This window comes from Paraburkholderia sp. BR13439 (assembly GCF_040948805.1).
GTDB lineage: Bacteria > Pseudomonadota > Gammaproteobacteria > Burkholderiales > Burkholderiaceae > Paraburkholderia > Paraburkholderia youngii.
This window is the reverse complement of record NZ_JBFPKN010000004.1, coordinates 416768-442732: the sequence shown is the minus strand read 5'-3', so window position 1 is coordinate 442732 and position 25965 is coordinate 416768. Positions and strand designations below refer to the sequence as shown.

Below are 25965 nucleotides of genomic sequence, written 5' to 3'. Positions count from 1 at the left end.
GGCGTGGGGCATGCGTGAATGTAGCCGGCTTGCGCAGGGCTTGAGTTACAGGGGTGCAACATGTTGGCGGGTGAAAGGATCGGGGTGTCGATCAGGCGGCGCGCGGGCGGCGGACATCCGCATGGGTCGAGTTTTGAGCGCGGCGGGACAGCGCAACATGCGGTAACAGACGACAGCCAAATGAAAACCGGGCCGTCCGTCCAGAGTCGTCACATTCGTCCGATATCATCGCGAGCCAGCGTCGCGCGCCGCGACTGTCACGACACCCCACAAGCTCGCCCCGATGTCCATCACCGTCAATTTCCCCGCCGAAGTCCGCGACTGGATCGCCGCCAATCTTTCGCGCGGCGTCGCGCCGCAAGCGATCGTCAACGAACTGGTGAGCCGCAACAACGCGGCCGAGCTGGCCGCGGCGATGGTCGAGGCGGTCGCGTCGGCGTTCCTGTACGGCATGGCGCTGCCCGGCGACAAGCTCGAAGTCGGCGGCGCGCCGCTCAGCTACCAGCCCGAGCCGCTGCGCGTGCCCGAAGGTCCTCTGATCCAGCTCGGCGAGCGCAAGGTGCGCGTGCTGTCGCGGCTGCAACGACCGGCCGCCGTGCACCTCGCCAACTTCCTGAGTGCCGACGAATGCGAGCAGCTGATCGCGCTCGCACAGCCGCGGCTGGACCGCTCGGCCGTCGTCGATCCGGTGACCGGCCGCGATGTGATCGCCGCTCATCGCAGCAGTCTCGGGATGTTTTTCCGTTTGGGCGAGACGCCGCTGATCGCGCGCATCGAGGCGCGCATCGCGGAACTGACGGCGACGCCGGTCGAGAACGGCGAAGGCCTGCAAATGCTTCACTATGAGGAAGGCGCGGAGTCGACGCCGCACGTCGACTATCTGATGACGGGCAACGCAGCGAATCGCGAGTCGATCGCCCGCAGCGGCCAGCGCATGGGCACGCTGCTGATGTATCTGAAAGACGTGGAAGGCGGCGGTGAGACGGTGTTTCCGCAGCTCGGCTGGTCGGTCGTGCCGCAGCGCGGGCATGCGCTCTACTTCGAATACGGCAACCGCTACGGGATGTGCGATCCGAGCTCGCTGCACGCGAGCGCGCCGCTGCGGTCAGGGGACAAGTGGGTGGCGACCAAATGGATTCGCACGCGGCGCTTCGTGCCGCGCATTCAGGCTTGAGAAGGATCGACCGAAGCGGGGACGGCTCGTGCGAGCCTTGGTCAGCTTCGCGCTGCTAGCCGAGGCGGGCTGCGGCGCGAAGCCAGTGTGAGTAGGGGCGCGTCAGACGCCGCGCCCTCTAAGCAAACTGATCAGAACTGCTCGATCCACGTGGCGAGGCGATCGGCGGCGAACTCGCTACCGCGCTGCGCCGGCCGGAACGCGATCGCATTGCCTTCGCGTGCCGGCTGCAATGCACCGTCAGTGCCGTCGAGCCACAGCAGGCTCGCCAGCCATGCCGCGTGTCCGCTCGACACCGTGTTGTTGCCGGGCTCCGCGAGAAACTCCGCGAGTATGGCCGGCTGGTCGCACACGAGACCATCGCCTGCGCGGCGCACATTGATGCCAGCCTCGGAAAACGCCCCGGCCAGCGCCGTCAACGCGTCACTCGCGGTCACGCTCGCGCCGCCGTGCCGGTTGCGCAGCGTGGCGAGGTGCGCCGCGACCGCATGACCGAACGCGCCGCTGCGGGCACTCTCGGCCGCGATCAGGTCGGAGTAGTCCTGCAGCAGCCAGTCCGGCTCGGAGTTCGGCACTTCGGCGAGCACCGCCGCCGCAAGATACGTCTCGACCGGCTGGAAGCGCTCGGGCCCGATCAGCGTAGCCGACAGCGAACGCACCAGACCAATGCGGGTGGCGACCACCTGCTTTTGCAGCACGCCTAGCTTCTCGCGCACCAGCGTGTCGCGCTCCTTGCGCAGCTCGGCCAGTTCGAGCGCCTGCTTCAACTCCATGCGCAGCGCCGTGATGTCCCAAGGCTTCTTGATGTAGCGATGGATGTGGCCGAGGTTGACGGCCGCGACGGTCTGATCGATTTCCGAATACGCGGTGGTCAGAATCCGCACGACATGCGGAAAGCGCTCGCTCGCATAGCGCAGCAGCTCGTTGCCGAACTCGCCCGGCATGCGCTGGTCGGAGACGAGAACGCCGACCCTGTCGCCGTGCTCGTCGAGCAGCGCCTTGCCCTCTTCCACCGAGCCGCCAGTCAGGACCGGCGCCAGGCTTCCGATGGCACGCTGGAAGTACTTTACGGCGGTAGCTTCGTCATCGACGAAGATGATCGCCGGCGCCAACTCCTCTGTGGCTTTTGCTTCGTTCATCAACAACTCCTGTGCGTTTGACCTTTGATATGGGGGAAATCCAGCACTACGGTGGTGCCTCCCCCCGACGTGGACTCGATCCTGAGTCCGCCGCCACAGGACTGCATGACACGGTTGCATAGAATCAGGCCCAAGCCGTTCCCCCCGGATTTCGCGTGCGTTGTAATTGGGTCCGTCAACAGGCGGTCTTTGATCTCGGGCGGAATTCCGGGCCCGTTGTCGCAGATGCCGATGCTCGGGTGGGGTACCGTCGCTACGGTAAAGCGCACCGACGGCGACGGCACATCCGCGAGCGCGCGCAACGCGTTGGACAACAGCGACGAAAGCACTAGCGCCACGCAATTCGGCTGCGTGAGCACCGCAAAGTCGCTTTCGACATCGACATGCACCCACGAGCGCTGCGTGGTCGTAAACGGATACGTATCGAGCAACGCCGAGATCAGCCCATGCGCGGTGCTCTCGATACGCGCCTCGTCGCCCTCCTGTTGCCGGCGCCGCCCGTTGTGCACCGAGCGCCAGAACGACGACACCACCGCCATGCAGTACTGCGCACTCTCGCGCATCGATTTCGCGGCACCGAGAATTTCGCCTTCGGCATCGCGCTCCGCGTCGGTGCGATCTTCGATGCTGTGCGCGTTCAACGCGATCGCCGCGAGCGGCGTGTTCAGTTCGTGCGCGATGAACGCGAGGGTTTCGTCGATCGCGATCAGACGCTGATTCTGCATCGCGCGTTCGTGGTAGCGGTCAAATGCCAGTTGCAGCGTATCGCGCACCGCCGCCGGCTTCAGCGGCTTTTCGAGGATGCGGAACACCTCACCGGTGTTGACCGTCTGCAACAGCATCTCGACGTCTGCGTAAGCAGTGACCAGAATCCGCACGATGTGCGGATACTCCAGCGCCACCTGGCGCAGCAGGTCGCCGCCGTCGCGCCCCGGCATGCGGAAGTCCGTGACCAGCACCGCGATCCGGGCACTGTCCTGCTCGAGGATAGCGATGGCCTCGTCGCTGCTCGTCGCGAGCAGGACCTCGTAATCGGCACCGACCGTGCGCGCGAAATATTTGCACGCCAGCTCTTCGTCATCGACGTAGAGAAGAGTGGGCTGTGTCTGACGGATGTCATTCATGGTGTTTCTCAGGGTGCGGGCGACAGATCGAAACTGAACGCAGCCCAACTTCCCAGCTCGCTCTCGGCAAACAGCAGGCCGCCATGGCGCTCGATCACCGCATAGCTGATCGACAGTCCGAGGCCCAGGCCCTGTCCCACTTCGCGGGTGGTAAAGAACGGTTCGAACACGCGCGCGATATTCTCCGGCGCGATGCCCGGCCCATTGTCTTTCACCGTCACGTGCAGGCGCTCTTCCGTCCATCTGACGTTGACGTGGATCGCCGGCGCGGGCGTGCCCGCCTTGCGCATCGCCAGCACCGCGTTCGACAGCAGGTTGATCAGCACGCCGATGATGGCCGCCTCGTCGCCCTGCACCAGCGTATCCGCGGGCAGCTCGCGCGTCACGGTGACGCCGCGCAATTCATGCCCGACGAGCCGGATCGCCGAATCGAGCGCCTTTTCGAACAGGAACGGCGTGCCCAGCTCCGCCTCGGCGCCGGGCTTGCGATACGCGAACGTCTTCAGGTCCGACACGATGTGCTGGATGCGCTGCATGCCCTGCCGCGCATCGACCAGACATTCCTGCAGCGTCGGCTCCTTCTTCGAGATCGGTTCCTCCAGCGCAACCTCGATCGCCATCAGGCAGAAGTTCACCGGGTTGTTCACTTCATGCAGCAGGCCCGCCGCGAGCGTACCGATCGCCGCCATTTTTTCCTGCTGCAGCAGTTGGCCCTTGATGTCGAGCAACTGCCGATTGATCACTTCGAGCTCGGCGTTCTTCGCGGAGACCTCCGCGTTTTTCTCGGACACCTCGGCCTTCAGGCGAAACAGCATGAAGCGCACGCGTTCATTGAAGAACGTGTAGACCGCACTCGCGGCCGCGGCGAACAGAAGCAGCAGAACATTGACGGTCAACGTGCCGAGCGGCAAGCCGTCATGCGGAGGCAACAGGCAGGCCAGCAGATACAGAAGGCACGACAACACGCCAAACACGAGGTTTTGCCACAAGCCAAACGGCAAGGCAATGCCGGACGCGAAGATGGCCAGATTCAGCCCCATATAGTAGGGCGACAGCACGCCATCGGTGCGCCAGATCATCCATGAAATCATCACCTGCGGCAGCAGCAGCCAGGACAGCGTCAGCCATGGAGTAAGCCGTCGCCCCATGTCGGTGTCGAGCAAGGCGACGATACCGCCGATCATCAACGACACGAGCAGCCGCGCGAGCGCGAACGACGTCTGATACTGCGGATACTGCGCGTAATCCAGCCCCACGCCGAGCAGCACGAGCGCAATCGCGGTGCACGCGCCACCCCGGCTGAACGTGACGCGAAAGTCGGCGAGCTCGGTTTGATAGCCGCTCTGCAGGGGACTGGTAGTCATGGACAGGGATGTCGACACGGTTTCAGAGGATCGTTGCTTCCGCGAACACATTCACCCCGGTCTCGTCGACGTAGAGCTTCTGGTCAGTGGAGTTGGGGGGAAGCAGCGAGCTCATGCCGCTCTCGTTCCGATAGATCAGGTACCACTCGAGCAGATGCTCCATCCCGTACTTCTCCGGATTCGCGGAATGGACGTTGGTGACCAGCAAGTGGCCGCCGGGTCGGGTGCGAGCGGCGAAGTAACTGAGCAGACGTGCGCAGACCTTGTCCGACAGATAGTCGAACAGACCGGCGCAGTACACCGCGTCGAATTCGCGCGCGGAGGGGTCCGTGGAAATCTTACGCTTGAGCAGGTCGTGCACCGACTGATGCACCATTTGCACCGAGGCTTTATGGCCCGCGGCGTGCGCCGAGCTCTCGATCGCGTCCTTCGTAAACGCCAGCGTTTCCTCGCTGAAGTCGACCAGCTCGAACGACAGCAGCTCCGGATGCGGATATTCACGCACGAACCGCTGGATCTCGAAAGCGGGCCCGCAACCGACGTTTAGAATGCGGAACGGCCTGCCGGCCGCGCGCGCCGCCTCGGCCTGCCGCGTCAGAAAGTCGATCAGCAGCGTGATGCGGTTGCGGTGCGCGGTCGCGACCGCCGCCTGCAGGAACGCGGTATTGACGATCTGAAAGTAAGTGGTCGGCCCCTGCTGCGGATCGCTGAGGATCTGATTGACCATCTCGTAGTCGCCGGCATAGCCGAGCGGCTTGGTGAACGTGCGGTAGACGAACGGCGCGCGCAGCAGCAACGGATGCAGCGCCGATTGCGCATAGGTACGATGCACGGGTGCGATCTCCGCGTCGACGCGCTCGGCTTCTTCCTCGAGACGGTCGAGGTAGGACTTGATCTTGAGCATGATCGGCGTGGCGAGCTCGTAGAACAGGTCCTCGCGCAGCCGGCCGCCTTCGGTCTTCGGCAAGCTCTCGGTCAGATCGACCTGCTCCACCCAGCGCGACACTTCCGACAGAAACGCGCGCATCTCGTTCACGACGATCTGATAGTCGCGGCGGATATTGAAGCGCGCGTCCCAGTCGCTAATAAAGAGTTCCGCTTCCCGCCCGACCGACTTCGCTTCATTGGGCAGAACGCTAAGCTCGCGCCATTCGTCGATGAGTGCCAGTGAAACCACCGCGGTCAGACCGGTGTTCACCAGACTCACCACCACCGCCTTGCCGAGATAGGCATTCTTGGTGCCCATGCGCACGCTCAGTTCGCTTAAGACTTCGCTGACCTGCACGATGGAATAAGGGTTATAGACCTCCATGACCAAAGACTTTCTCTGGAGGTTAATGATCGTCCCACGCACATGCTCGCGCTGCGAGTTGCGGAAGCTGACCACCGGGTCGATTTGCGTTTGAGAGTACACGGTATTAGTACCTGAGGAATCCGGGAACGCAGCAGGGTGTTGGAGAAGTCCAGTGAATGGCTGCCGCACGCACGACACCAGCGACAAGTCGTGGACGCGTTTCAAACCACAGTTGAGCTGGAAACACCAAAGCCCTTTGCCAGAATGGCTCCAGCGGCTTGCAGTGTAACATCAACAGATTCAATTCTGAATGAGGTTCAATTTAGGTTGAAACGTATACGCAAGGTTTTCTTGCGAGCATGTCCATGCTATTGAAAGCAGTTTTTGCAAAGAATAATTTGAAACGAGTTGGCGACCGCGTCGGCGCAATCGCCGACAATTCGTTTCCCGACAAAGACTTGCAATCGCATTGCCACGACGGCGACACGATCCGCTAAAGAGGGGGAGCGTTACGTGTGCCTTTCCGATCTATGCCCGTTGGATAGACCTGTGCTTTGACGCATTACCGCTTCGAGACTCGAAACGATGTGAAATGAAGCGGCAATTGATGCCTCGTGCATTCGCCGAATAAGCTTTTTTGTTTTAACGCAATTCAGGTCCGGCGCGGCAAACGCTTTTTTAAGCTTCGGCGCGAGTGCCGTCGACAATCGAGCGGCTCGCGCACTCGTCGACTCACTCGTGCAAGGCCAAACCTTTCACGGCCTTGTCGACGGCTTTCTTCGGTCCGTGCAGCGCGAGACCGACGAGGTCGAGATTGGCCGCGTCCTCGGCGCGAAACACTGCGCGATTCGCCGCGTCATGCCCCGTCGAAAACATCGCGTGCACATACGGCACGATTCTGAGCTCGCGCGACAGCGCCTGCCGGTGCGCACCCTGCAGACCGGAGCGGTCGGCGGCGAACACCATCATCGGCTGGCCGAGCATGCGGCCGTAGCGGTGCCCGGCGGCATCCTCGTAGGGCTCGCCCAGCGCATCGGGCGCCGCGGCCGCGACGCCGATCGCGAGAAACGCGACCACATTGAGCTTCTGCCAGACCGCGAGATCGCTGCGCACGATCAGCGCCACTTTGGTATCGAACATGACGACTCCTTCGTTGAGCCGCTCATGATCGACGATGCCGCGCGATCAGTCTGGAACGTTTGTGCACATCTGCCGGTACGCGGCTGGCGTCATCCGGTACGCGCGACGAAACCAGCGGCCGAGATGGCTCTGGTCGGCGAAGCCGACTTCGGCGGCGACCTGCGCAGGCGTGCGGCCGGCCGCGAGCAGGCGCCGCGCGGCGCGCAGGCGCAGGCGCACCAGATACGCGTGCGGCGACGTGCCGAACGCGCGCTGGAACAGACGCGTCAGCCTGAACCGGTCGATGCCGGCAACTTCGGCGAGTTCGTCGAGCCCGGGATTGCCGTCCATCTGTTCGTGCAGCAGATCGCGCACCCGCGCGATCGCGGGCGACGCGGCGGAGTCGCCGGCGAGCGGCGCGTCGCGCAGCTGTGCGCCGAGTCGCAGCAGCAGACGATCGAGCGTCTGGTCGCGCGCGAGCCGACCCTCGTTGCCGTGAATCGCGACGAACGCCTGGCGGATCGCATCGACGAGAGCATGGTCGTCGACGAGCGTATGGCCGAACGCCGCCTCGACGCCGGCCAGTCCCGGCAGGTCGAGCCGGCGCGCCGCGCGCTCGACCCAGCCTTGCGGCAGATACAGCATCGCGTACGTGAAGCCGGCCGCCTCGGGCGCGTGACCGTCGTGCAGCGCGCCGGGCTCGATCAGGATCGCGCGGCCCGGCACGCTGGTGTGCAACGACCGATGACACTGGAAGCGTTGCACGCCCTGCTCCGTGTAGCCGATCAGCATGTCGTCGTGATCGTGCGGATCGTAGGCGTGGCCGCTGAAATGCGCGCGCAGGCTTTCAATGCCGGTTTCGGCATCGCGGCGGGCGGTTAGCCAGTTGGCGGGATCGAGTGGAGTGGGCATGGGTTGGAGCTGACGGCCCGCGGGCGATGCGGCCAGCGGATAGTGTACGGCAGCGTGGGAATCGGGATCGGCGGGCTCGCCAGCGCCTGGCGCATGCGAAGCGAGCCGCGACCGGGTTCACGGCTTCTTCGAGCGCGGCGGCCGGGCGTTGACGAAGGGGTTGTAGCCGTGCGGGCTCGCCGGCCGATCCGGTTGTTGGTTCGTGCGGCGGCGCTTGCCGGGTGGTTCGTTGCCGGACAATTGCGCAAGCAGTTCTTGCGATTCCGTTTCCGTTTCCGTTTCCGTTTCCGTTTCCGCTTCCGTTTTGTCCGCCGGCGCTACGGCTTTTCTACCGCGTCTCGCGGGCTCCGGTTCGGCTTGCGAGGCGACGCCCGCGATGTGTTCGATCACGGACATGAAGGATGCCGATGACGATCGCAGCGGCTGTCCGGGCAGCATCGTCAGCACGACGATTTCATGCAGTGAACGGCCATCGACTGAACGGCCCTGCACGGGGCCATGCCAGTCGACATCGGCTTGTGCGAAAGCGCCGACGACACGTTCAAGCACCGCCGGCGACAGCACCCCGCCGTCGTACAAGCGGATGACGACGCGCTCGAAAATCTGAAACGAGCTGATGTCCGTTGCTTTCGGCGCCACGGTTTGTCGCCTGGTGAGTTTGTCTTCCGGTTTCAGTCAGCAAATGGCATGCCGAGGCTAACGGGTCGAGTCGTCGGTATCGGTCTATGCGAGCAGTAGCAACGCGTCCGCCAGTGACAGCACCGTCGTGCGTGAATCGAATGCCGTAGCAAACAGATGTTCATGGACCACCTGGTCCGGGTCGTAACAGCAATCCTTGACCGTGTACAGGCGGAAGTCCGCGTCGCTCGCGTACGCGACCGAGGAGAGCACGACTCCGGTCGACGCGATGCCGACCATCATCAGCGAATCGATACCTTGCGCGGAGAGTCGCGCCTCCAGGTCGGTGCCGAAGAACACGCTCGCACGATGCGCGATCACGAGTGGTTCGTTGGCCTGCTGGCCCAACTCCGGCGCGGTCCGGTCTTCGAGGAAGAGGCCAAGTTTTTTGATTCCCTGCCCGTTCCTGTTCAACGGGCTGACTTCCGAATAGCCCGGACTGAACCTGAGATTGGCGAAATAGACGCTGACGCCTTTGGCCCGGGCCGCGTCGCATAACCTGCGCGTATTGGCGAGCAACGCCGGCGCGACCGATGGAAATAGTCCGAGAATGTCGGTCTGGTAGTGCATCACGATGAGCGCGGTTCGCGATGGTGCGATGGCCTCGTTCGCGATGTCGTCAGAACCTGCGTTGCTTGTCATTGCGCCACCTTTTTTCCGGTTCCACGTCCTGTTGTCAGAGCGGCCGTTCCGGTGCCGTGGCAATCATACTTCATCGCATCGCGGGCGAGCATCGGCTCCGCCCGGTGCATGCTCCATCCGCTTCAACGTCCGTGCCCGCTTGCTACACTACGTACCAAGGTCGCCGGCACTCCTGCAAGGACAATGAAGCACCTGCGACGTAACTTCGCAAAAACAGAGGATGAACATCCAAATGACGCTTTCGACGAGAAAATTTGGTCGTACCGGCTGGAATGTGTCGGAAATCGGTTTTGGGGCATGGGCGATCGGCGGCTCGTGGGGCAGTGTTGCGGAAGATGACGCCAAGGCCGCGCTGAACGCCGCGCTCGATAACGGTGTGACGTTCATCGACACCGCCGATGTCTACGGCGACGGTCGCTCGGAACGGATCATCCGGGACGTGCTGCGGCAACGAGGCGGCGAACGTCCCATCGTCGCCACGAAGCTCGGGCGCCGACTCGACCCGCATGTGACCAGCGGCTATCTGAACAGGCGCGAGCTCGAAGCGTTCATCGACCGGAGCCGCTCGAACCTCGGCGTCGACACGCTCGACCTGGTGCAGCTGCATTGCCCGCCGACCGAGGTCTACTACCGTCCCGAAGTGTTCGACGCAATGGACGACTTCGTCGCCGCCGGCAAGATCCGCTATTACGGCGTGTCGGTCGAAAAGGTCGAAGAAGCGCTGAAGGCGATCGAATATCCGAATGTGGTTTCGGTGCAGATCATCTACAACATGTTCCGTCAGCGTCCCGCCGATCTGTTCTTCAGGCAGGCGCAAAAGAAAGACGTTGCGGTCATCGCGCGAGTGCCTCTGGCGAGCGGCATGCTCACGGGAAAGCTGTCCGCGGAATCGGTTTTCGCGTCGGACGATCATCGTGCATTCAATCGGCATGGCGAGGCGTTCGATGTCGGCGAAACGTTCTCCGGCGTGCCCTACGACATCGCGTTGAAGGCGGTCGACGAACTGCGCGGCCTCGTACCCGTGGACGCCTCGATGGCGCAACTGGCCCTGCGCTGGATCCTGATGGAGGATGCCGTCTCCGTCATCATCCCTGGCAGTAAAAACGCCGCCCAGGCGGCGTCGAACGTATCGGCCGCGAGCCTCGCGCCGCTGTCCGACGAGCTCATGCAGCGGGTCCGGGAAATCTATCAGCACCATATCGCACCCCACGTCCACCAGCGCTGGTAAAGGCAACGCGGTGGCGGCTTCGCCGCGGGCGCATTCGACATGCAGGGAGCACTCGGAGTAAATTGTGCTGGCACCTCGACTCTGGAGAACCTCATGACGGACATCGCACTTGCACGCAAAGATGCTTGCCTCGCAGTGGTTCATGCGGTACTGACGGACTTGAGCGACGACAGCAATCTGATTGGCGCGGCGCTACGTGTTGCGGATTACCTCGTCGATGATCTCGAAGGCAAGATCACCGAGACCGACGCGATCCTGCTCGCCGTCACCGCGCTAACCAAGATCAATCGCGCGATTCGCGAGTGGAACGACGTGGACGGCAACGCGATGGACGCGATGAGAGTCGCGGACTTCGTCATCGATGAACAAATGAACGGGTACGACAGCGCAACCATTCCGCATCAGCCTACTTCGTCCGCGGAAAGAATCGAGGCGCGAGCGGCCGCGGTGATCCGCCCGACGGGGTCGCCGGTACGGCCCGTTCACCACTGAGTTTCGACTCTCACTGCGGGCGCGCTACCGCAGCCCGATTCATCGGCTGGAGGGTGGCCATCGCGAGCCCCGCTCCAGCGAACGCGCACGCGGCGCAAACGAGGGCGACGGCGCGCAGCGCGTCGGTCATCGAATCGGCTTGCGCGCGCGCCACGGCTGCGTCGCGCGGCGTAGGCGAGGCGCTTGCTGCCGCTCCCGCTTGCTCCACCGGCGCCAACAGTTGCCCGCTCTGGCGCACATCTTGCGGTACGTGCAGTTCGTCGAGGCGCGCCGATAGCGCCGCGTGGTGCGACCACAGGAAGACGATGCCGAGCACCGCAATCGCCAGCAGGCCTGCCACGCGCGCAACCGCGTTGTTGATGCCGGACGCTACGCCTGTGCGGTCGCTCGGCACCGCGCCCATCACGGTCGTAGTGAGCGGCGCGACGGTGATCGTCATGCCGAGCCCAAGCACGACGAGCGCGGGGAAAAATCCAGTCAAGTAGCTGCCGCGCACGAACGGCAGCGCCAGCAGCGTGAAGCCGATTCCGGCGACGCCCGGGCCAACGGTCAGCAGCGCGCGCGAACCGAAGCGGCTCGTCAGACCGCCGGTGAAGCGCGATAGCAGACCGATGATGAAAGGCACCGGCAACAGCGCCGCGCCCGCTTGGGTCGCGCTGAAGCCATGCGCGCGGATCAGCGTGAACGGCAGGAAGAAGAACGCGCCGCCAAGGCCAAAGTAAAGCAGCAGGGTGACGAGATTGGCACCGGTGAAGTCGCGCGAGCGAAACAGATCGAGCGGCACCATCGGGTTAGAGCTGCGCGCTTCAACGATCACGAATGCCGCGAGAATCAGCACGCCGGCGCCAATCGCACCGAATACGAGCGGATGCGCGAAGCCACGCGCCGATGCTTCGGTCAGGCCGAACGTGAGCGCGGCCAGTCCCGTGGCCGCGCTCAGTGCGCCGGGCCAGTCGAGCTGTCGCGGCGCATCGGCGCGGTGGCTGTTGGGCACCGCCAATATCGCGAGCGCGATCGTCAGCGCCGCGAGGGGGACGTTCAGGAAAAAGATCGCGCGCCACGACCACGCATCGACGAGCCAGCCGCCCGCCACCGGCCCCGCGGCCGACGTGATCGCGCCGACGCCCGCCCAGGTGCCGATCGCCCGTCCGCGCGCGGCGTCGTCGAACACCGCGCCGATGATCGCGAGACTGCTGGGCACGAGCAGCGACGCGCCGATGCCCTGAACCGCGCGCGCGGCGACCAGCGCAGACGCATTCGGCGCAAACCCGCAAGCGACCGACGCCAGCGTGAAAAGCCCGACGCCCGCAATGAACACCGTGCGCCGGCCGAGTTTGTCGCCCATCGATCCGCCGACCAGCACGAGGGAGCCGAGAAACAGCAGATACGCGTTGACGACCCACTGCATCGCCGCGACGCTCGCGCCGAGTTCGCTCTGAATGGACGGCAGCGCGACGTTGACGACGGAGCCATCGATGAACGCCATGCTCGAACCAGCGATGGTCGCGGCGAGCGCGAGCCGCTTGCGCCGGCACGGGCGGTCGATCGTGAGGGGCTGTGTGCGAATGACGAGCTCGTCGCACGGACTCGCCTGCGCGGCAATGATGCGCGCCGTATTCGGCTTGGCCACGTTTCCTCCAGTGCTGGTCGATGGAGATTTAGAGCCTGTGCGTGCCACCGAGGCTAGTCAACCCCGCAGCGCAACATCGCGGAGCGCGTTTTGTCCATTCGGAGCGCCCGGCGCCGCCGGGCGGGACGCTAAGGACTTCGCCGGCGGAGGGTTACAGGCGATAATCGGTCGGAAGCAATCGATCTGAAAAGGCGGAGAAGGAATGGACAAGCAAGGTTTCACCACTGGCATCGTTCACGGCGACAGAACCGCGGGCACTGAGCACGGCGCCTTGCGTCAGCCAGTTCATACGTCCGTGCAATATGGTTTCGAGCGCGTCGAGGACCTGATCGGCGTGTTCCAGGGCACGAAGAAAGGCGGCTTCAATTACGCACGGCAAGGCACCCCCACCACCGCCGCGCTCGAGCGCAAGATCACCAGCCTCGAAGAAGGCGTCGGCACGGTCTGCTTCAGCACCGGCATGGCCGGCATCACCGCGACGTTCCTCACGCTGCTGCGCGCGGGCGATCATCTCGTGTCGAGCCGTTACGTGTTCGGCAACACCAACAGTCTGTTCGGCACATTGCGGGCGCTCGGCGTCGAAGTGACGACCGTCGACGCGTGCAACCTCGACGACGTGGAGAACGCAATCCGGCCGAATACGCGCATGGTGTTCGTCGAAACCATCGCGAATCCGGGCACGCAGATTCCGGACCTGCAAGGTATCGGCGACGTGTGCCGCGAGCGCGGCATCGCGTACGTGGTCGACAACACGATTACCTCGCCTGCCTTGTTCAAGCCAAAGGCGGTCGGCGCGAGCCTCGTCATCAACTCGCTGACCAAGACCATCGCGGGTCATGGCGCCGCGCTCGGTGGCGCGGTGACGGATACGGGCCTGTTCGACTGGAGCGCGTATCCGAATATCGCCGACGACTATCGGCGCTCGGCGGCGAAGGATCAGGGGCTTCTGCAGATCCGCAAGAAGGGCCTGCGAGACATGGGAGCGTCATTGTCGTCCGAGCAGGCGCACTCGATCGCGATGGGCGCGGAAACGCTCGCCTTGCGCGTGAAACAAAGCAGCGACAATGCGCTCGCGCTCGCGCAGTTTCTCGAAGGGCACGAAGCGATCGGCAAAGTGTTCTATCCTGGCCTGAAAAGCCATCCACAATACGAGATCGCTCAGACGCTGTTCAAGGGCGCGTCATGGCTGTTGTCGTTTGAATTGCTCAACGCGGATCGCATGGTCGAAGTCGTCAACGCGCTCAAGCTGCCGGTCAAGGCGACCGGTCTCGGCGACACGCGCACGCTGATCATTCCCGTTGCGCCGACGATCTTTTTCGAAGCCGGGCCGGAAACGCGCAAGACGATGGGGATTTCCGACGGCATGCTGCGGCTCTCGGCGGGCATCGAGGACATCGACGACCTGATTGCCGATTTTGCGCAGGCGCTGAAATTGGCGGCGTAGTTGGCGGGACTTTGAAATTGGGGTGAGACTGGTGCGCCGGTCTCGCTCGTCTCACCGCTGGCAGTGCTACTTCCTGCGCCGCTGATTCATCAGCTTCACGATATCGGTCGTCGGCCCGCTGGTCACGAGGCGAGGAATGTCGTCCAGGTGAAACCAGCGACACCTGGATATTTCGTTACTCGGGCGAGCTTTGGCGCGATTCGGAATTTCGCAGGAAAACACGTGATGGTGCTTCTGCTTGCCGCGGAAGTCGAATAGGTGCTTGGCTGACTTCCCGGAGAGTTGTGTTTCTTCCTTGAGCTCCCGAAGTGCGGCGTCGGTGCGGTGTTCGCCGCGCTTGAGAATCCCGCCCGGCAAAGCCCACTTTGATGCACTACGTGCGACCAGAAGGATTCGCTTACCTCTGCGACAGATCACGGTGGCGCGTTTCTTCAAACCGAACTCCCACTTATGCCCTGGATGCTCTCAAGACGCTCACGACGCGGCGGCGTATCGGGCGTTATCAGACATAGTTGAGCATGCTAATACAGAACCGCAGAATGCGGTGATGTTTTCGAAGCGAGGACCATGACCGCGCGGCACGTTAAAGCCCGTCATCAGCGCGTCACAATCGCGGCGGTCGAAACTCCTGTGGTAAGGTCTCGGCAGTATATTTTTTCCGATTCGAGGGCTGCAATGGATATGGATGGTGACTGGTCCTTGCCACGGCCAAATGCGCTCTTCAAGGTCAACCACCGGACGGCCGGTTCATCACTGTCTAAATCGAGTTCCATTGCCAGTACCTTCTCGTCGCTCGCGGCGCCGGTGGTGGCTGAAGCCGTGCAAAGGGCAAAAGAGCTATCCACGCAGAGCGACGCCGAAGGGTTTCATCAGCTTCGCGTTGCTTTCAGAAAGCTTCGGGCTTTGTACTGGGCGTACTCCCCATACCTCGGGGACGAATCGACCGCCCAAGTCACAGAAGAATTCAAGCGTCTTGCGGCCGTCGCAGGCGGAACGCGTGACTGGGACATAGCAGGCGATCTGCTGAAAGCCGCCCAGCAGTCCGGCGCCTCGATCGAACCGCTGGTGGCCGCGGCGCGCGAGAGGCGAGCGCAGGCGGTCGTGCATAGTCAGACGATGATCAAAAGCGACGATGTCGAGGCGTTCCTGAACGATGCCCTGCTTCGCGCGCAAACCACACTGCTGTCGCGCTGCGACGGTCTACCCATTCGGGCGTTCGCCGAAAAGCGTGTCCGTTTAGCGCAACGCGCACTTCAAAAGCGCAGCAAACGCGCTGCACGTAGCGTGGACCCCCACGAGGAGGATCTCCACGATGTCAGAAAAGCAGGCAAAAAACTGAGGTACCTGCTGGAGTTTTTTCAACCCGTTATCAAAGGTGGACACGGTCGCACCATCAAGGAACTGACATCCGTGCAGAACAAGCTGGGGCAGTTCAACGACATTGCCGCAAGCGAGGCGCTGATTCGCAACGCGTCCTTCAATGAAGTTCCACCCGAGGTCGTGCAGGAATCGCTGCAATGGTTGGAAAAACAGAAGTCCCTACGGATGCAGGCGGCATCGCGACAGGTTCGAGCCATCTCTAGCTGAGACGGGGATCAGTTCGTTGACGCTCGCTTTGCGTCATCTCCCGAATAGCTTCTTTCGCGCGACGCTGCAAATGCGTCTTTGATGTGGGCATTGCCAGGTTCGGCGGCGAGCGAATATGCCTGCTTTTCGGTCATCCAGTACCGCTGGCTGGCTGCTTCCCGGTATCGATAGCCATGACGGCCTCCTCACCTTGCAAAGACAGGGACCATCCACTGGATCAGATCCAATTGCGGATCGGGGATTGGATCGCAGAGCCCTAAACCCGATTGGCAAAGAAGCGCGGCGGGCAAGCTGAATCGGACCGTATCGGACTCAATCCGGCCAGGCGCGAGCGGCGGGCTCGACGGAGGTGTCGTTGTTCAAGCGCCAAACATCATCGACGATGTGATCGCGATTACGATCACAAATCCCGGTCCGCGTCCGGTTCCGCACAATCTGAATATCCAGGACTGGAACTGAAATGTCGAAAATCTCTGTCATCAGCCAAAATGGCAAATTGGTAGGAACCTGGATACCGCCGCAGAACGCAAGATCTCGGGTGCCGATTTCAGTCCCCGTAGCCGGGCCCAATCAGACTCTTCACGAAATCGACATTGAGGACCCAGAATCCTTCGTGCGCCGGAAGGCTCTTCCCGAGTTGCACAGGTTGGTCAGACAGCGTTTGGGGCTCAAATAGATCGGTGCCACTCGACAGTGATCTTCAGCGAGCAGACCCGCCGAAGTCCTGCAGAACAATGATGACCCATTCTGTCGCTTGAGCAATAGAGAGGATTACGCGCTAGACGCCTACTTCTTCATTACCATCATCTCGTCGAAGTTCACGGGACAACTCGAATTGGCCGGATGCCTCCCCGCCGCAACAACAACGAGACGGTCGTCGCGCAAATCCGCTTCCCAATTCATCTCCGAAGATGCTAGCAATATTGGTTCTTCACCGCACATGGTGCGCACTGCAGCCACCTGGTTTTTGTAGTGCGTTTCCTTCAGCAGGAGGTAGCCGGTAACGCTTGCCGCGGCGAGAACCGAGTTCGCGATGGCGACGGCGACTACCACATGGAATAGTTTCCGAGCGGATGAAAAGCCCGCAATGACCAGAAAAGGGACCATATAAAACATCGGGACGTAGCGGGCCCACCACGATTGCGGATGTAGCAGCACGCTCGCTAACGTCGCGAGAAGAAATATCTTCGCAATCTCACCGCCGCCTCTCCTCCTCCAGAACAAAGAAGCGATGCACGCAATAAACATAACCCCGAAGAAGGGTCCGAATGCGCCAAAACGCGTAGCAGCCGTGTGCAGCGCGATAAACGCGTCTCGCAAGTGTGCGTACGACGGGACGAAGGTAGGCTCCGCGTTCTCGCACGGCCTGCAATCCAGTGGCAGCGAGAAATACGAGAGGAATATCCTTTGCAAAGGATTCATTGCAAGAAAGTCTGCTGACACTCTTCCACCGATGATATCGATCTTGTCGCTGCCCAGCACGGGGTAAAAAATGTGTTTTCCAGCGACTATGTTCTCCACGTACGGCGAATAGCCGATCACTACGATAGCAACAAAAGACCAGATGACCAGCTCTCCAATAACTCCCCGGTTCTGAGTCAGAAAGCGTCTCTTTTCGCCGCCAATAAACGCCGCTGTGAAGAGAACAGCAATCGAGATGGCGGCGAAGGCGGGTCCTGTCAGCTTCGAGCCGATCAGAAGCACGAGTGCGATACCTAGTTGAACTCTGGAATAAGGCCTACGCTTGAGGGCGAAAAGCAAATGGACAGAAAAGATGACCCAGCAGAAGTAATGCGCAGCGTCGACATAAAAACTCGTCACCTGGCCGAGCACCACCGGGTTATAAACGCAGCAAGCCGAAGCAATCAGTGAAGCTCTGGCAGATATTCCCGTTGACTGGAGCACACGCATTAGAGCAACACAGGCAGGAACACTGAGCAATAGCGTAAATGACTTTCCACTATTGAATCGTGAAGCCAGAACCTTGGCCGTGTATGCAAAATATTCAAATGCCTTGGGGTAGTGTTCGGCCCAGAAGCTTCCGCCCAGTGCGTCGGTATCGGCGATGCCGTTTAGGGTGTGGTCTATCGATAGCGGTGTCGCGACGTGGTAGTTCAAGCCGTCGAAACTGAATTCTCGCAGGAATCCGAACGCAAACAACACTACCGCGATGAATAGTACCGTAACGATCGTGGTGCGCCATTCGAAACGGGAAACATAGCCATAGATGACGACGGCTACAACGATCGCGAACGCCCAGATTCCCGCCAGCACGCCGCTATTGATGTCGAAGTTGTAGAGGATTGCGGCATATAGCGACGAGCCGAATACGAAAATGAGGATCTGGTCGCACAGCTGCGTCCAGTTCACACGCTCGAGGGCGGCTTGCATCCTCATCGATTTCCGCGTGGAGTTCACGCGCTGAGTGGCGTCTTTCGTCATCGTGGAAATGCGGGCCTTCTCTGGTTGATGGAGACCCCTCGTCCGTCGACGCATGGCCGCCCTCTATCAGGTCACCGCTCTGACCATCGAAGCATGCCCACGACAACACAACGCACGGCCGGGGTTGGGATGAACGAAGTAGAGGAGGAACGATAGCGACGTCGAACACTGCCGATTATGTGCATTTGTGTGGCGTTGCACAAGCTCGCATTGCGCGAACCGCCAAGGCGCTTTTCTGCTGTCGGAGCGCCGCAAAATAACGCGGCTCGATGGGTGGGTGCCTCGAAAGTCGAGGCGTGCACCCTGACGGGGTGAGTGTTCAACGTTATCGGCCAATATCACCACATTCCGAGCCCCTGTCACACCGCTTAGAGCCGGCAGGTCTATGCTCGCTGCAGGTTCTAACGTTTCGCTGCTGCGCAGCGAACGGGCAATAGCCAGCGATTGGCTTCATTGTCCGCGCACGAATCTGTCGTGCTACCCCTATCGACAGATCGATGCGGTCAGACAAGGGTCGAGTGCATGACGATCACGATCTTCATGCAGGGAGCGTGCGCGCACCCTTCACTGCAGCATGGCGCGTTCCAGCCGCAGTTGCGCTTCTCAAGTAGAAAAATTCACTGGAATCAGGAGATGTTCGTGGCTGGCAGAGCCGGCGATTGCGCTCGCCAGACTCCTTTTGCAACGCCATGAAAGTCGAGAACCCGACCGAGCCGACGACGCAGAAATGGGTCGCGGCAGCGGCGCGTGCGCTCGCGGGCTGCTCCAGCGGCTCAATGCGGCTTTGCATTGCTCAAACTTTGGAAGGTTTGATGACGATTCAGGTACATCGAGGTCACTATGGCTGCCATTCCACTTTGCGTTGATCTGGACGGGACACTGACGTCCAGCGATCTTCTGATCGAGTCGTTTTTCGCCCTCGTCAAGCGTAATCCGCTCTATCTGCTTTATTGTCTGGAATGGTTGCTGCGTGGAAAGGGTTATCTAAAAGCGCAGATAGCCGAACGCGCCGCAATCGACGTGTCACTGCTGCCATACAACGGACGCCTGATCGACTTCCTGAAGAAAGAGAGCGCGGCCGGCCGCGACCTCTATCTGTGCACTGCGGGGAATCAACGGTTTGCCGAACAGATCGCGCGTCACCTCGGATTCTTCAAAGGGGTGATGTCGAGCAACGAGTCGATCAATCTGTCAGGCACGAACAAGGCGTCGGTTTTAACGGCGGAGTTTGGCGTGCAAGGGTTCGACTATTGCGGAAACGCGCGAGCCGATCTGCCGGTGTGGAAGCAGGCGCGCACGGCGATCGTCGTTGGAGGAACGAGCATCCAGGCGGCCGCGCGGAAGGTGAATCAAACCACGGTCATCTTCGATAACAAACGGTCTCTCTTCAGACTGGCCGTACGGGAAATGCGCGTCTATCAGTGGGTGAAAAACCTGTTGATCTTCGTGCCGCTTCTTGCGTCGCATCGCTTCACGGATGTCGACGCACTGAAGGTTGCCGGGATCGCATTTCTTTCGTTCTGCTTGTGTGCGTCTTCGGTATATATATTGAATGACATGCTCGATCTCGACGCGGACAGGCGCCATAGTCGCAAGTGCAAACGTCCGTTTGCGTCAGGCGAATTGCCGCTAGTTAGCGGCATTGGCATGTTGTTCGTCCTGTTGCTGGCGTCGGCGAGCCTGGCGGCTTTCCTGCCGCCGGCGTTTCAGCTCGTGCTAGCGTGTTACGTCGCAATGACACTCGCTTATTCCTTCCACCTGAAGCGGGTGATGCTCGTAGATGTCTTCACGCTGGCTGCGCTCTATACCACCCGCATCGTGGCCGGGGGCGCGGCGGTCGATGTCGTGCCGTCAGACTGGCTAATCATGTTCTCGGTGATGATATTCCTCAGTCTCGCGTTGGTGAAGCGCTATACGGAACTCGACAAAATGCAGCGGGAGGGCAAGGACTCCACGTCTGGCCGAGGTTATCTGACGGCGGACATGAGCATCGTGCGCTCGTTTGGACCCGCTGCGGGCTATGTCGCGGTACTCGTTCTTGCGCTCTACATGAATTCTGCTGCCGTGACGGGGTTGTATCGTCATCCCCACAGGCTTTGGATCTTCTTTGTTCTCGTGCTGTACTGGATCAGCCGCGTCTGGATGGTAGCGTTCCGAGGCCAGATGCATGACGACCCGATCGTATATGCGTTCAGGAACCGTTCTAGCCTGGTCATCATGATGCTTTGCGTAGCCGCAGTCCTTTTTGCGATTTGATCAAACGCTAGCTCTTTATTCTGCGCCCAGCCATGCATGCACAGAACCACGGTCCGCTGCGACTGTCACCTGGTGAAGGCGAACACCGTTTGCGGTGGCTCGCTTGTGAGTAAGCATGCTCTACGGCGTGACGACGAGCGCCGTGTGCATTCCCGCTGCATAGTGTCCCGCCTTGTTGCAGATTAACGCGTAGTGGCCAGGCGCAAGCTTGAACGACACGCGCTTGCTCTTGCCCGGCGCGATGTCTTCCACTTCGCCGATCTTTTTCAGCCTGCGCTCCAGCACCTGTCCTTTGCTGACGGGCAGTGCATCGTCCGAGAGATCTGTCTTGAGCACCACGAGTTCGTGTTCCATGTTGTTGTCCGCAGCATTCTTGACTTCAAGCGTGATGGGACCCGCCTTGACGGTGTGCGTCCCGAGCTGGATCGAGTTCGATAGCAATGTTGCATCAACGGTTTGCTCCGCCCAGCTTGAATGCGATGTCATCCCAAGCGCGATCACAGCCGCGAGGATGGCGATCCTGTAAGTGCCATACATGGCACCCTCCTTTGAATCGACATATCGCGCGTGTCTGGCGTCGAGCGCTTGCCGCGGCCAATTCATCGGACAAGCAGGTACCCCTGCCTGTGCGATGGCATTAGCGCTTCGTGAATTGCGCGATACGTGCAGTAAACGTGCGCGGCGGAAGGCTTATTCCGTAAGTCCGCTGAGGCGCGGCATATCGCTTTGCTCGCCGCGCCCCGTGAATAGTGTGGTTCGTTTATTACCTGCCATGTAATTGGCGGGACTCGCGCCTCTGACTAATCTGTGCATGTCGCCCGAACGTACCCAGCGATATCCCCCGAACCTCAAGGAAATACCATGGCCAACTTTCCCACCTATACGCTCGAATCCGCACCCGAACAATCGAAGCCCGCGCTGAACAGCCTCGCCGAGATCTTCGGTATGGTGCCCAATATGCCTGCCAAAATGGCGGGCTCACCGAGACTGATCACTGCCCTCGTGGGTGTGTTCAATCAGGCGCACGGCGGCAACCTCGACGAACAGCAGATGCAGGTACTGCTGCTCACGAATGCGGTGACCAATGGCTCCGCCTGGCCGGTCGCATTCCACTCATTCCTCGGGCTTAAGGAGGGCCTGAGCGAGACCGACGTGCAGGCGATCCGCGAACGCCGCTTCCCGCAGGACGCCAAGCTTGCGGCGCTGTCACGCCTCGCACGCACGCTGATCGAAAAGCGCGGCCGCATCGACGACCACGACATCGCTGCGTTCACCGAGGCCGGCTTCGATCAGGCGCTGGTGCTTGATGTCGTCCTCGTGGTCGCCGCCTCGACGATGACGAACTACACCGCGAACGTCACCCAGCCGCCGCTCGAAGAACTCTTGCAGCCCTACGAATGGAAGGCTTGATGCAAGTTGGGGCGGCGTGAAGAGCAATAGAGCCCGCTGCCGCGGAATGCCTGATAAAGCCCTTTCCTCACGGGGAAAGGGCCTTTTCGCCTGCATGCCTGTTCGGTCAGGCACATGAACCGATTTCTGCCTAAGACACGACAACGGTAAATTCGACCCCCGATTCGAAGTTCAGCGTCGTGGTGGAAAAGCGCGAATCGCCGTCGAGATAGCGCTTGTATGGCCGAACGGCGTCCTCGGCTGTGTACATATTGTCGGCGAGAACGATCGACCCCGGCCGCAGCAGGCGCTCGATCCCCTTGAACAGATTCAGATAGCTGTCGGCCCATATGTCGATAAACACCATGTCGAAAGTACCGTCCAACTCGGCAACGGTCTCGAACACATCGCCCTCCCGCACGTCGACATAAGCGTCTACGCCCGCCATTCCGACATGGGCCCGAAGTTGCGCGCACTTGCCGGCATCGAGTTCAGTCGCGACAACCATGCCACTGCCTAACATGCGAAGAGCCTCGGCGAAATACAGCGTGGACACCCCGCACGAACTGCCGAGTTCGAGGATTCGAGCTGGTTTGTGCGAAAGCACCATGTTGCGCAAAAACCTTCCCGTTTCCGCCGACACCGCCAACGATAAAGGCGGGCCTTGCGACGATTCGAAATCTTCGCTGGATAGTCCGAGCGTTTCGAGAAACCGTCCACGGAGTCGCGGCGCGAGGGTTTCGTAATCCTCCGACAGAGTCAGAAACTCCTCACTCGATCCCTGGAATTGCGCGCGTGCGCGGGCTATCACCTCGGTCTGACTCTGTTCGTGAAGCCGTCGCAGAAGATCCGTGGTTGACGAAGCCATATGCGCTCCTTGACGTGTACCGCTATGCCGTTCTGGCGAGCTTGATCGCGCCTTCGGGGCACGCCGCCACACAAAGACCGCACGACCGGCGCAATCACGCCCGACCGCTGTTTGCAGTCGACCGTCGATTCCTCGCGCATGTTCAATCTCCCTCGCGCCGGTCGCGGTCCGATCGCCATGCCGCCCGAAAATGCTCGCGCTCTTCAGGCGTCATCGCTTCCCATTTTCGCCAGTGACGCCGTCCGCGCCAGCCGCCATGTCCGCGGAATCCGCCAAACAGGATGCGGCTCAAAACCAGCAAGCCCAACGCATGCGCGAAGTCGATCGCGCGGGCGCCAACGAATAGCGCCGGCATCACCCAATTCCATAGCGTCATCACCACCAACCCGAGCACGGCTATGGCGACCACCACGAGCAGCGCTTTACCCACGCATCTGATTCGAAACTTCATCCGTCGACTCCTCTAAATATCCAATTCGTCGTAAATGGCCTGCAGTCGGGCGCGCAGATGCAAGACCGCGTAGCGCTTGCGCGCGAGCAGCGTGTTGAGCGCGACGCCGCTTTCCGCCACCATGTCTTTGAAGGACCGCCCCTCCAGTTCGTGCGCGATAAATACCTCACGTTGATTCGGCGGCAATTCATCGAGCGCATCCTGCAGAGCCTTGAGCAATACAGCGCGAGCGTAGAGGGCTTCGGGACCGGCATCGTGCGCCGGTAGCGCGAGGTCGAGGCGATACTCGCCGCTGGCGTCGTCCTCGGCCTCGGCCTCGGACAGATCCGCCAGCGGTTGCTCCTTCTTCTTGCGAAAACGATCGATGATGCGATTGCGCGCCGCGCGAAAAAGCCACGCGCTCGCCTGTTCGATCGGAGCCGGAAGCCGGTAAGCCTGCACGAATTCGTGGAACACATCCTGCAGGATGTCCTCGGCATCGTCCGGGTCGCGTATCCGACGCCGGATAAAATTGACGAGCCTCGTGCGCTCGCGCACCACGGTCGCGGTGATGTCGCTGTCTCGGTCGGTCATCGGGTGCGCGGTGGGTGGCGGTTCCATGCGCCTGAAGACGTTTCAGCAGCGCGAATATTGTGGCGAGCGCGAAAATTTTTTCCCTGAGAAACTGCCGATTCGCGCGATGCAATGCGTAGCAGGTTTGCGACCGTTACGTAACGGCAAGAAGTGGGAGACCCAGCCATGAAGGTCACGATTGCGTACATCGAAGAGCCCCCGTTCGGTTGGACGGAAACAGATGGTACTGCCAGTGGCGCTGACATCGCTCTGGCCGACACGGTGCTTCGGGCGATCGGTGTCACCCGGATCGAGCACCATCTGACATCGTTTAGTGAACTCCTGCCCGGCGTCGAAGCAGGCAGGTGGGATATGAACGTTCCGCTGTTCGTCACGCGTGAACGCGCCGATAGGGTCGCGTTCAGCGTCCCCGTATGGGGGATCGCAGACGGTTTTCTGGTTCGGACTGGAAACCCGAAAGCGCTCGACAGCTACGCGTCACTCGCCAAACGCGCTGACGCGCGCGTTGGCATCATAGCCGGACAGGTTCAGCACGACTCAGCGAGAGCATCTGGCGTAAGCGAGGATCAGATTACCGTCTTCGAGCATCAGGCCGATGCTATCGAAGCGGTGCTCTCCGGCGCCATCGATGCCTATGCGAGCACGGCCTTGGGGAATCGGATAGTGGCGAACCGGATCGGAGGCTCAATGCTCGAGGCCGTCGCGCACGAACCGGGAACGAAGGGCCAGCAGCAGAAGCCTCCGCTCGGGGCATTCTCGTTCAATAGAAGTAACAGCAATCTGATCCAGGCGGTAAACCAGGCCCTTCGTTCATATCTGGGCTCACCGGATCATCGTGCTCGCATGGCGGCTTTCGGCCTGACACACAACGAGATCGATCCCGCTCTCGCGGGTCGAGGATAAAGAAATCCCGCCGCTCTCGCATCAAGAGCGGCGCTTGTCCATTGCGCGCTTGGCGCTACATTCCAACGCTCATCCCTCCGCCCGCGCTTGTGCCCGTGCCCGTGCCCGTGCCCGTGGGCGTGGTCGTGCCCGAGCTCGACGTTGCCGGATTCAGATCGATTCTTCCGTAGACGCCATCTGCTTCGTCATTCGGGCCTGCCGCGAAGAAGAGCGTGCTGGAAGGCTGATTGCTGAGGTCGTTGCCGAACGCGATGCCCCATATGCCGTGTTCGACGATCGGGCTGTTGTTCGGTCCACTGATCGGTCCCATCGACTGCCCGCTCGATGCGTTGAACGCATTGATCATGCCATCACCGAAATTGCCGATTATGATTGCGCCGCTCATCGAGCCGAAACTCGCGGGCGCCTGCGCAATACCCCACGGCGCGTTCAGCGGACCGCCTGTTGCGAAGCGTTGCTTCAGATTGCCCGCGGTGTCGTACACATCGACCATGCCGAGCCCCGCGCCCGGGACATCGTCGTGTTTGGCTGCGTCCTGCATTGCATAGGTGACGAACAGATTCGAGCCGATCGCCTGAATGCCGAACGGCGCGAAGCCCGCCGGCATCGCCGGGTCCGTGAAGGCGCCGGGCATCGAGACCTTCGTGAACGAGGTATCGAATACGTCGATCTTGTTGTTATGGAAGTCCGTCGCGTAGAGGAAGTTGCCATTGTTCATGGCGGCGAGCGCGAGGCCCTTATAGACGGCACCACCGGCACCATCGTCGTACATGACGAACGCATTGGTCGGCCCGACGGCGGGCGCCCAAGCGGTGATGGTGCCGCCTTCGCCCGTGAAGATGAATGCAGCGACTCCGGACTTGCCGTTTTCCGTGACGAGGAAGCTTTGTGTTCCGTTGAACACGATGCCCGTCGGCGATGCGGAGCCGTTCTTGCCATCGGGTATCGTGACGACCAGCGATTGCGGCACGCCATTGCCGTCATACAGCGTCGCGACATTGGTGCCATTGTCCGCGACCCAGGCGAAACCATTGGGATTGAAGGCGACGCCCCAAGGGTTTTTCAGATTTGCGTCGGTGTGTGCGGCCGGCACCGCGCCATCGGATACGAGCGCCGTCGCTGTGAACGACGACTGAACCGGCGGGCTCGTGCTGCTCGAATTCGAGCTACCGCCGCCCCCGCCGCCGCATGACACCAGAGTCGCGACGGCCGCGCCGCATGCAACGACGCCGAATATAGCGAGTAGAGACTTCATG

General features: G+C 61.3%; 26 protein-coding genes and 1 pseudogene. 10 read left to right on the top strand and 17 right to left on the bottom strand.

The window, feature by feature from the left end:
- The first annotated feature begins 283 nt into the window (after positions 1–283).
- Positions 284–1174: a 2OG-Fe(II) oxygenase gene (locus tag AB3X96_RS11315; RefSeq protein WP_368589773.1), complete on the top strand. Its 891-nt coding sequence runs from the start codon at positions 284–286 to the stop codon at positions 1172–1174.
- A 131-nt stretch (positions 1175–1305) separates the two neighbouring features.
- On the opposite strand, the gene AB3X96_RS11310 is transcribed toward AB3X96_RS11315, so the two are convergent.
- The 8 genes from AB3X96_RS11310 to AB3X96_RS11275 form a co-directional block, all read right to left on the bottom strand.
- On the bottom strand, positions 1306–2313 hold the full coding sequence (locus AB3X96_RS11310) for a response regulator (RefSeq protein WP_368589772.1): 1008 nt from the start codon (positions 2311–2313) through the stop codon (positions 1306–1308).
- Positions 2313–3437, bottom strand: a complete 1125-nt coding sequence (locus AB3X96_RS11305; protein ID WP_368589771.1) for an ATP-binding protein — start codon at positions 3435–3437, stop codon at positions 2313–2315. Before AB3X96_RS11305 ends, AB3X96_RS11310 begins: the two co-directional genes overlap by 1 nt.
- A gap of 8 nt (positions 3438–3445) precedes the next feature.
- A complete protein-coding gene (locus AB3X96_RS11300) occupies positions 3446–4801 on the bottom strand; it encodes a sensor histidine kinase (protein WP_176106911.1) in 1356 nt (451 codons plus the stop codon).
- Positions 4802–4823: 22 nt separating this feature from the next.
- The gene (locus AB3X96_RS11295; RefSeq protein ID WP_176106912.1) at positions 4824–6215 is read right to left on the bottom strand and encodes a class I SAM-dependent methyltransferase; all 1392 of its coding nucleotides are present in this window, start codon (positions 6213–6215) and stop codon (positions 4824–4826) included.
- 612 nt (positions 6216–6827) lie between these two features.
- Positions 6828–7235, bottom strand: coding sequence for a DUF2000 family protein (locus AB3X96_RS11290; RefSeq protein ID WP_368589770.1), 408 nt, complete (start codon positions 7233–7235; stop codon positions 6828–6830).
- Positions 7236–7280: 45 nt separating this feature from the next.
- Positions 7281–8126: a helix-turn-helix domain-containing protein gene (locus AB3X96_RS11285; RefSeq protein ID WP_368589769.1), complete on the bottom strand. Its 846-nt coding sequence runs from the start codon at positions 8124–8126 to the stop codon at positions 7281–7283.
- 117 nt (positions 8127–8243) lie between these two features.
- Positions 8244–8765, bottom strand: coding sequence for a hypothetical protein (locus AB3X96_RS11280; RefSeq protein ID WP_368589768.1), 522 nt, complete (start codon positions 8763–8765; stop codon positions 8244–8246).
- Positions 8766–8849: 84 nt separating this feature from the next.
- Positions 8850–9446 (bottom strand): isochorismatase family cysteine hydrolase, encoded by a 597-nt coding sequence (locus AB3X96_RS11275; RefSeq protein ID WP_368589767.1) that lies wholly within the window; start codon positions 9444–9446, stop codon positions 8850–8852.
- Between the two features lie 232 nt (positions 9447–9678).
- On the opposite strand from AB3X96_RS11275, the gene AB3X96_RS11270 reads away from it, so the two are divergent.
- Together AB3X96_RS11270 and AB3X96_RS11265 are read left to right on the top strand one after the other, a co-directional pair.
- Entirely contained in the window at positions 9679–10674 is a 996-nt protein-coding gene (locus AB3X96_RS11270; RefSeq protein WP_368589766.1) for an aldo/keto reductase, read from the top strand.
- Positions 10675–10767: 93 nt separating this feature from the next.
- Positions 10768–11166, top strand: coding sequence for a hypothetical protein (locus tag AB3X96_RS11265; protein ID WP_368589765.1), 399 nt, complete (start codon positions 10768–10770; stop codon positions 11164–11166).
- A 10-nt stretch (positions 11167–11176) separates the two neighbouring features.
- On the opposite strand, the gene AB3X96_RS11260 is transcribed toward AB3X96_RS11265, so the two are convergent.
- Entirely contained in the window at positions 11177–12796 is a 1620-nt protein-coding gene (locus tag AB3X96_RS11260; RefSeq protein ID WP_368589764.1) for a DHA2 family efflux MFS transporter permease subunit, read from the bottom strand.
- 202 nt (positions 12797–12998) lie between these two features.
- Between AB3X96_RS11260 and AB3X96_RS11255 the strand changes: the two genes are divergently transcribed.
- Positions 12999–14240 (top strand): cystathionine gamma-synthase family protein, encoded by a 1242-nt coding sequence (locus AB3X96_RS11255; protein ID WP_368589763.1) that lies wholly within the window; start codon positions 12999–13001, stop codon positions 14238–14240.
- Between the two features lie 66 nt (positions 14241–14306).
- Here the strand turns inward: AB3X96_RS11255 and AB3X96_RS11250 are convergent, their stop codons facing one another.
- The gene (locus tag AB3X96_RS11250) at positions 14307–14675 is read right to left on the bottom strand and encodes an NUDIX hydrolase (RefSeq protein ID WP_176121004.1); all 369 of its coding nucleotides are present in this window, start codon (positions 14673–14675) and stop codon (positions 14307–14309) included.
- Positions 14676–14915: 240 nt separating this feature from the next.
- Between AB3X96_RS11250 and AB3X96_RS11245 the strand changes: the two genes are divergently transcribed.
- Positions 14916–15827 carry a CHAD domain-containing protein gene (locus tag AB3X96_RS11245; protein WP_368589762.1) on the top strand — a complete coding sequence of 304 codons (912 nt, stop codon included), beginning with the start codon at positions 14916–14918 and terminating at the stop codon, positions 15825–15827.
- Positions 15828–16613: 786 nt separating this feature from the next.
- On the opposite strand, the gene AB3X96_RS11240 is transcribed toward AB3X96_RS11245, so the two are convergent.
- Positions 16614–18269, bottom strand: a complete 1656-nt coding sequence (locus AB3X96_RS11240) for a hypothetical protein (RefSeq protein ID WP_368589761.1) — start codon at positions 18267–18269, stop codon at positions 16614–16616.
- Between the two features lie 522 nt (positions 18270–18791).
- Between AB3X96_RS11240 and AB3X96_RS11235 the strand changes: the two genes are divergently transcribed.
- On the top strand, positions 18792–18962 hold the full coding sequence (locus AB3X96_RS11235; RefSeq protein WP_176378694.1) for a hypothetical protein: 171 nt from the start codon (positions 18792–18794) through the stop codon (positions 18960–18962).
- A gap of 147 nt (positions 18963–19109) precedes the next feature.
- Positions 19110–20525 (top strand): UbiA family prenyltransferase, encoded by a 1416-nt coding sequence (locus tag AB3X96_RS11230; RefSeq protein WP_368589760.1) that lies wholly within the window; start codon positions 19110–19112, stop codon positions 20523–20525.
- A 120-nt stretch (positions 20526–20645) separates the two neighbouring features.
- Here the strand turns inward: AB3X96_RS11230 and AB3X96_RS11225 are convergent, their stop codons facing one another.
- On the bottom strand, positions 20646–21062 hold the full coding sequence (locus AB3X96_RS11225) for a cupredoxin domain-containing protein (RefSeq protein WP_368589759.1): 417 nt from the start codon (positions 21060–21062) through the stop codon (positions 20646–20648).
- A gap of 324 nt (positions 21063–21386) precedes the next feature.
- Here AB3X96_RS11225 and AB3X96_RS11220 point away from each other — a divergent pair, with 324 nt between their 5' ends.
- The gene (locus tag AB3X96_RS11220; protein WP_368589758.1) at positions 21387–21935 is read left to right on the top strand and encodes a carboxymuconolactone decarboxylase family protein; all 549 of its coding nucleotides are present in this window, start codon (positions 21387–21389) and stop codon (positions 21933–21935) included.
- Between the two features lie 130 nt (positions 21936–22065).
- On the opposite strand, the gene AB3X96_RS11215 is transcribed toward AB3X96_RS11220, so the two are convergent.
- The 4 genes and pseudogenes from AB3X96_RS11215 to AB3X96_RS11200 all read right to left on the bottom strand — a co-directional run bounded on the left by AB3X96_RS11215 (position 22066) and on the right by AB3X96_RS11200 (position 23833).
- A complete protein-coding gene (locus AB3X96_RS11215) occupies positions 22066–22782 on the bottom strand; it encodes an O-methyltransferase (RefSeq protein ID WP_368589757.1) in 717 nt (238 codons plus the stop codon).
- Between the two features lie 22 nt (positions 22783–22804).
- Positions 22805–22922: pseudogene (locus AB3X96_RS11210) on the bottom strand (4Fe-4S binding protein).
- Positions 22923–22924: 2 nt separating this feature from the next.
- Positions 22925–23233: a hypothetical protein gene (locus AB3X96_RS11205; RefSeq protein ID WP_368589756.1), complete on the bottom strand. Its 309-nt coding sequence runs from the start codon at positions 23231–23233 to the stop codon at positions 22925–22927.
- Positions 23234–23245: 12 nt separating this feature from the next.
- The gene (locus tag AB3X96_RS11200) at positions 23246–23833 is read right to left on the bottom strand and encodes an RNA polymerase sigma factor (protein WP_368589755.1); all 588 of its coding nucleotides are present in this window, start codon (positions 23831–23833) and stop codon (positions 23246–23248) included.
- Between AB3X96_RS11200 and AB3X96_RS11195 the strand changes: the two genes are divergently transcribed.
- A complete protein-coding gene (locus AB3X96_RS11195; protein ID WP_368589822.1) occupies positions 23757–23975 on the top strand; it encodes a hypothetical protein in 219 nt (72 codons plus the stop codon). The genes AB3X96_RS11200 and AB3X96_RS11195 overlap by 77 nt on opposite strands.
- Positions 23972–24709, top strand: a complete 738-nt coding sequence (locus tag AB3X96_RS11190) for a transporter substrate-binding domain-containing protein (RefSeq protein ID WP_368589754.1) — start codon at positions 23972–23974, stop codon at positions 24707–24709. Before AB3X96_RS11195 ends, AB3X96_RS11190 begins: the two co-directional genes overlap by 4 nt.
- A 55-nt stretch (positions 24710–24764) precedes the next feature.
- Here the strand turns inward: AB3X96_RS11190 and AB3X96_RS11185 are convergent, their stop codons facing one another.
- Positions 24765–25964: a TIGR03118 family protein gene (locus AB3X96_RS11185; RefSeq protein WP_368589753.1), complete on the bottom strand. Its 1200-nt coding sequence runs from the start codon at positions 25962–25964 to the stop codon at positions 24765–24767.
- Between the last annotated feature and the right edge of the window lies 1 nt (position 25965).

Coding starts and splice junctions, on each gene's coding strand:
- AB3X96_RS11285 (WP_368589769.1), bottom strand. CDS start 8,126: ATGCCCACTCCACTCGATCCCGCCAACTGGCTAACCGCCCGCCGCGAT.
- AB3X96_RS11290 (WP_368589770.1), bottom strand. CDS start 7,235: ATGTTCGATACCAAAGTGGCGCTGATCGTGCGCAGCGATCTCGCGGTC.
- AB3X96_RS11255 (WP_368589763.1), top strand. CDS start 12,999: ATGGACAAGCAAGGTTTCACCACTGGCATCGTTCACGGCGACAGAACC.
- AB3X96_RS11305 (WP_368589771.1), bottom strand. CDS start 3,437: ATGAATGACATCCGTCAGACACAGCCCACTCTTCTCTACGTCGATGAC.
- AB3X96_RS11205 (WP_368589756.1), bottom strand. CDS start 23,233: ATGAAGTTTCGAATCAGATGCGTGGGTAAAGCGCTGCTCGTGGTGGTC.
- AB3X96_RS11270 (WP_368589766.1), top strand. CDS start 9,679: ATGACGCTTTCGACGAGAAAATTTGGTCGTACCGGCTGGAATGTGTCG.
- AB3X96_RS11190 (WP_368589754.1), top strand. CDS start 23,972: ATGAAGGTCACGATTGCGTACATCGAAGAGCCCCCGTTCGGTTGGACG.
- AB3X96_RS11310 (WP_368589772.1), bottom strand. CDS start 2,313: ATGAACGAAGCAAAAGCCACAGAGGAGTTGGCGCCGGCGATCATCTTC.
- AB3X96_RS11220 (WP_368589758.1), top strand. CDS start 21,387: ATGGCCAACTTTCCCACCTATACGCTCGAATCCGCACCCGAACAATCG.
- AB3X96_RS11235 (WP_176378694.1), top strand. CDS start 18,792: ATGACGATCACGATCTTCATGCAGGGAGCGTGCGCGCACCCTTCACTG.
- AB3X96_RS11215 (WP_368589757.1), bottom strand. CDS start 22,782: ATGGCTTCGTCAACCACGGATCTTCTGCGACGGCTTCACGAACAGAGT.
- AB3X96_RS11265 (WP_368589765.1), top strand. CDS start 10,768: ATGACGGACATCGCACTTGCACGCAAAGATGCTTGCCTCGCAGTGGTT.
- AB3X96_RS11200 (WP_368589755.1), bottom strand. CDS start 23,833: ATGGAACCGCCACCCACCGCGCACCCGATGACCGACCGAGACAGCGAC.
- AB3X96_RS11230 (WP_368589760.1), top strand. CDS start 19,110: ATGGCTGCCATTCCACTTTGCGTTGATCTGGACGGGACACTGACGTCC.
- AB3X96_RS11240 (WP_368589761.1), bottom strand. CDS start 18,269: ATGACGAAAGACGCCACTCAGCGCGTGAACTCCACGCGGAAATCGATG.
- AB3X96_RS11315 (WP_368589773.1), top strand. CDS start 284: ATGTCCATCACCGTCAATTTCCCCGCCGAAGTCCGCGACTGGATCGCC.
- AB3X96_RS11225 (WP_368589759.1), bottom strand. CDS start 21,062: ATGTATGGCACTTACAGGATCGCCATCCTCGCGGCTGTGATCGCGCTT.
- AB3X96_RS11275 (WP_368589767.1), bottom strand. CDS start 9,446: ATGACAAGCAACGCAGGTTCTGACGACATCGCGAACGAGGCCATCGCA.
- AB3X96_RS11300 (WP_176106911.1), bottom strand. CDS start 4,801: ATGACTACCAGTCCCCTGCAGAGCGGCTATCAAACCGAGCTCGCCGAC.
- AB3X96_RS11245 (WP_368589762.1), top strand. CDS start 14,916: ATGGATATGGATGGTGACTGGTCCTTGCCACGGCCAAATGCGCTCTTC.
- AB3X96_RS11185 (WP_368589753.1), bottom strand. CDS start 25,964: ATGAAGTCTCTACTCGCTATATTCGGCGTCGTTGCATGCGGCGCGGCC.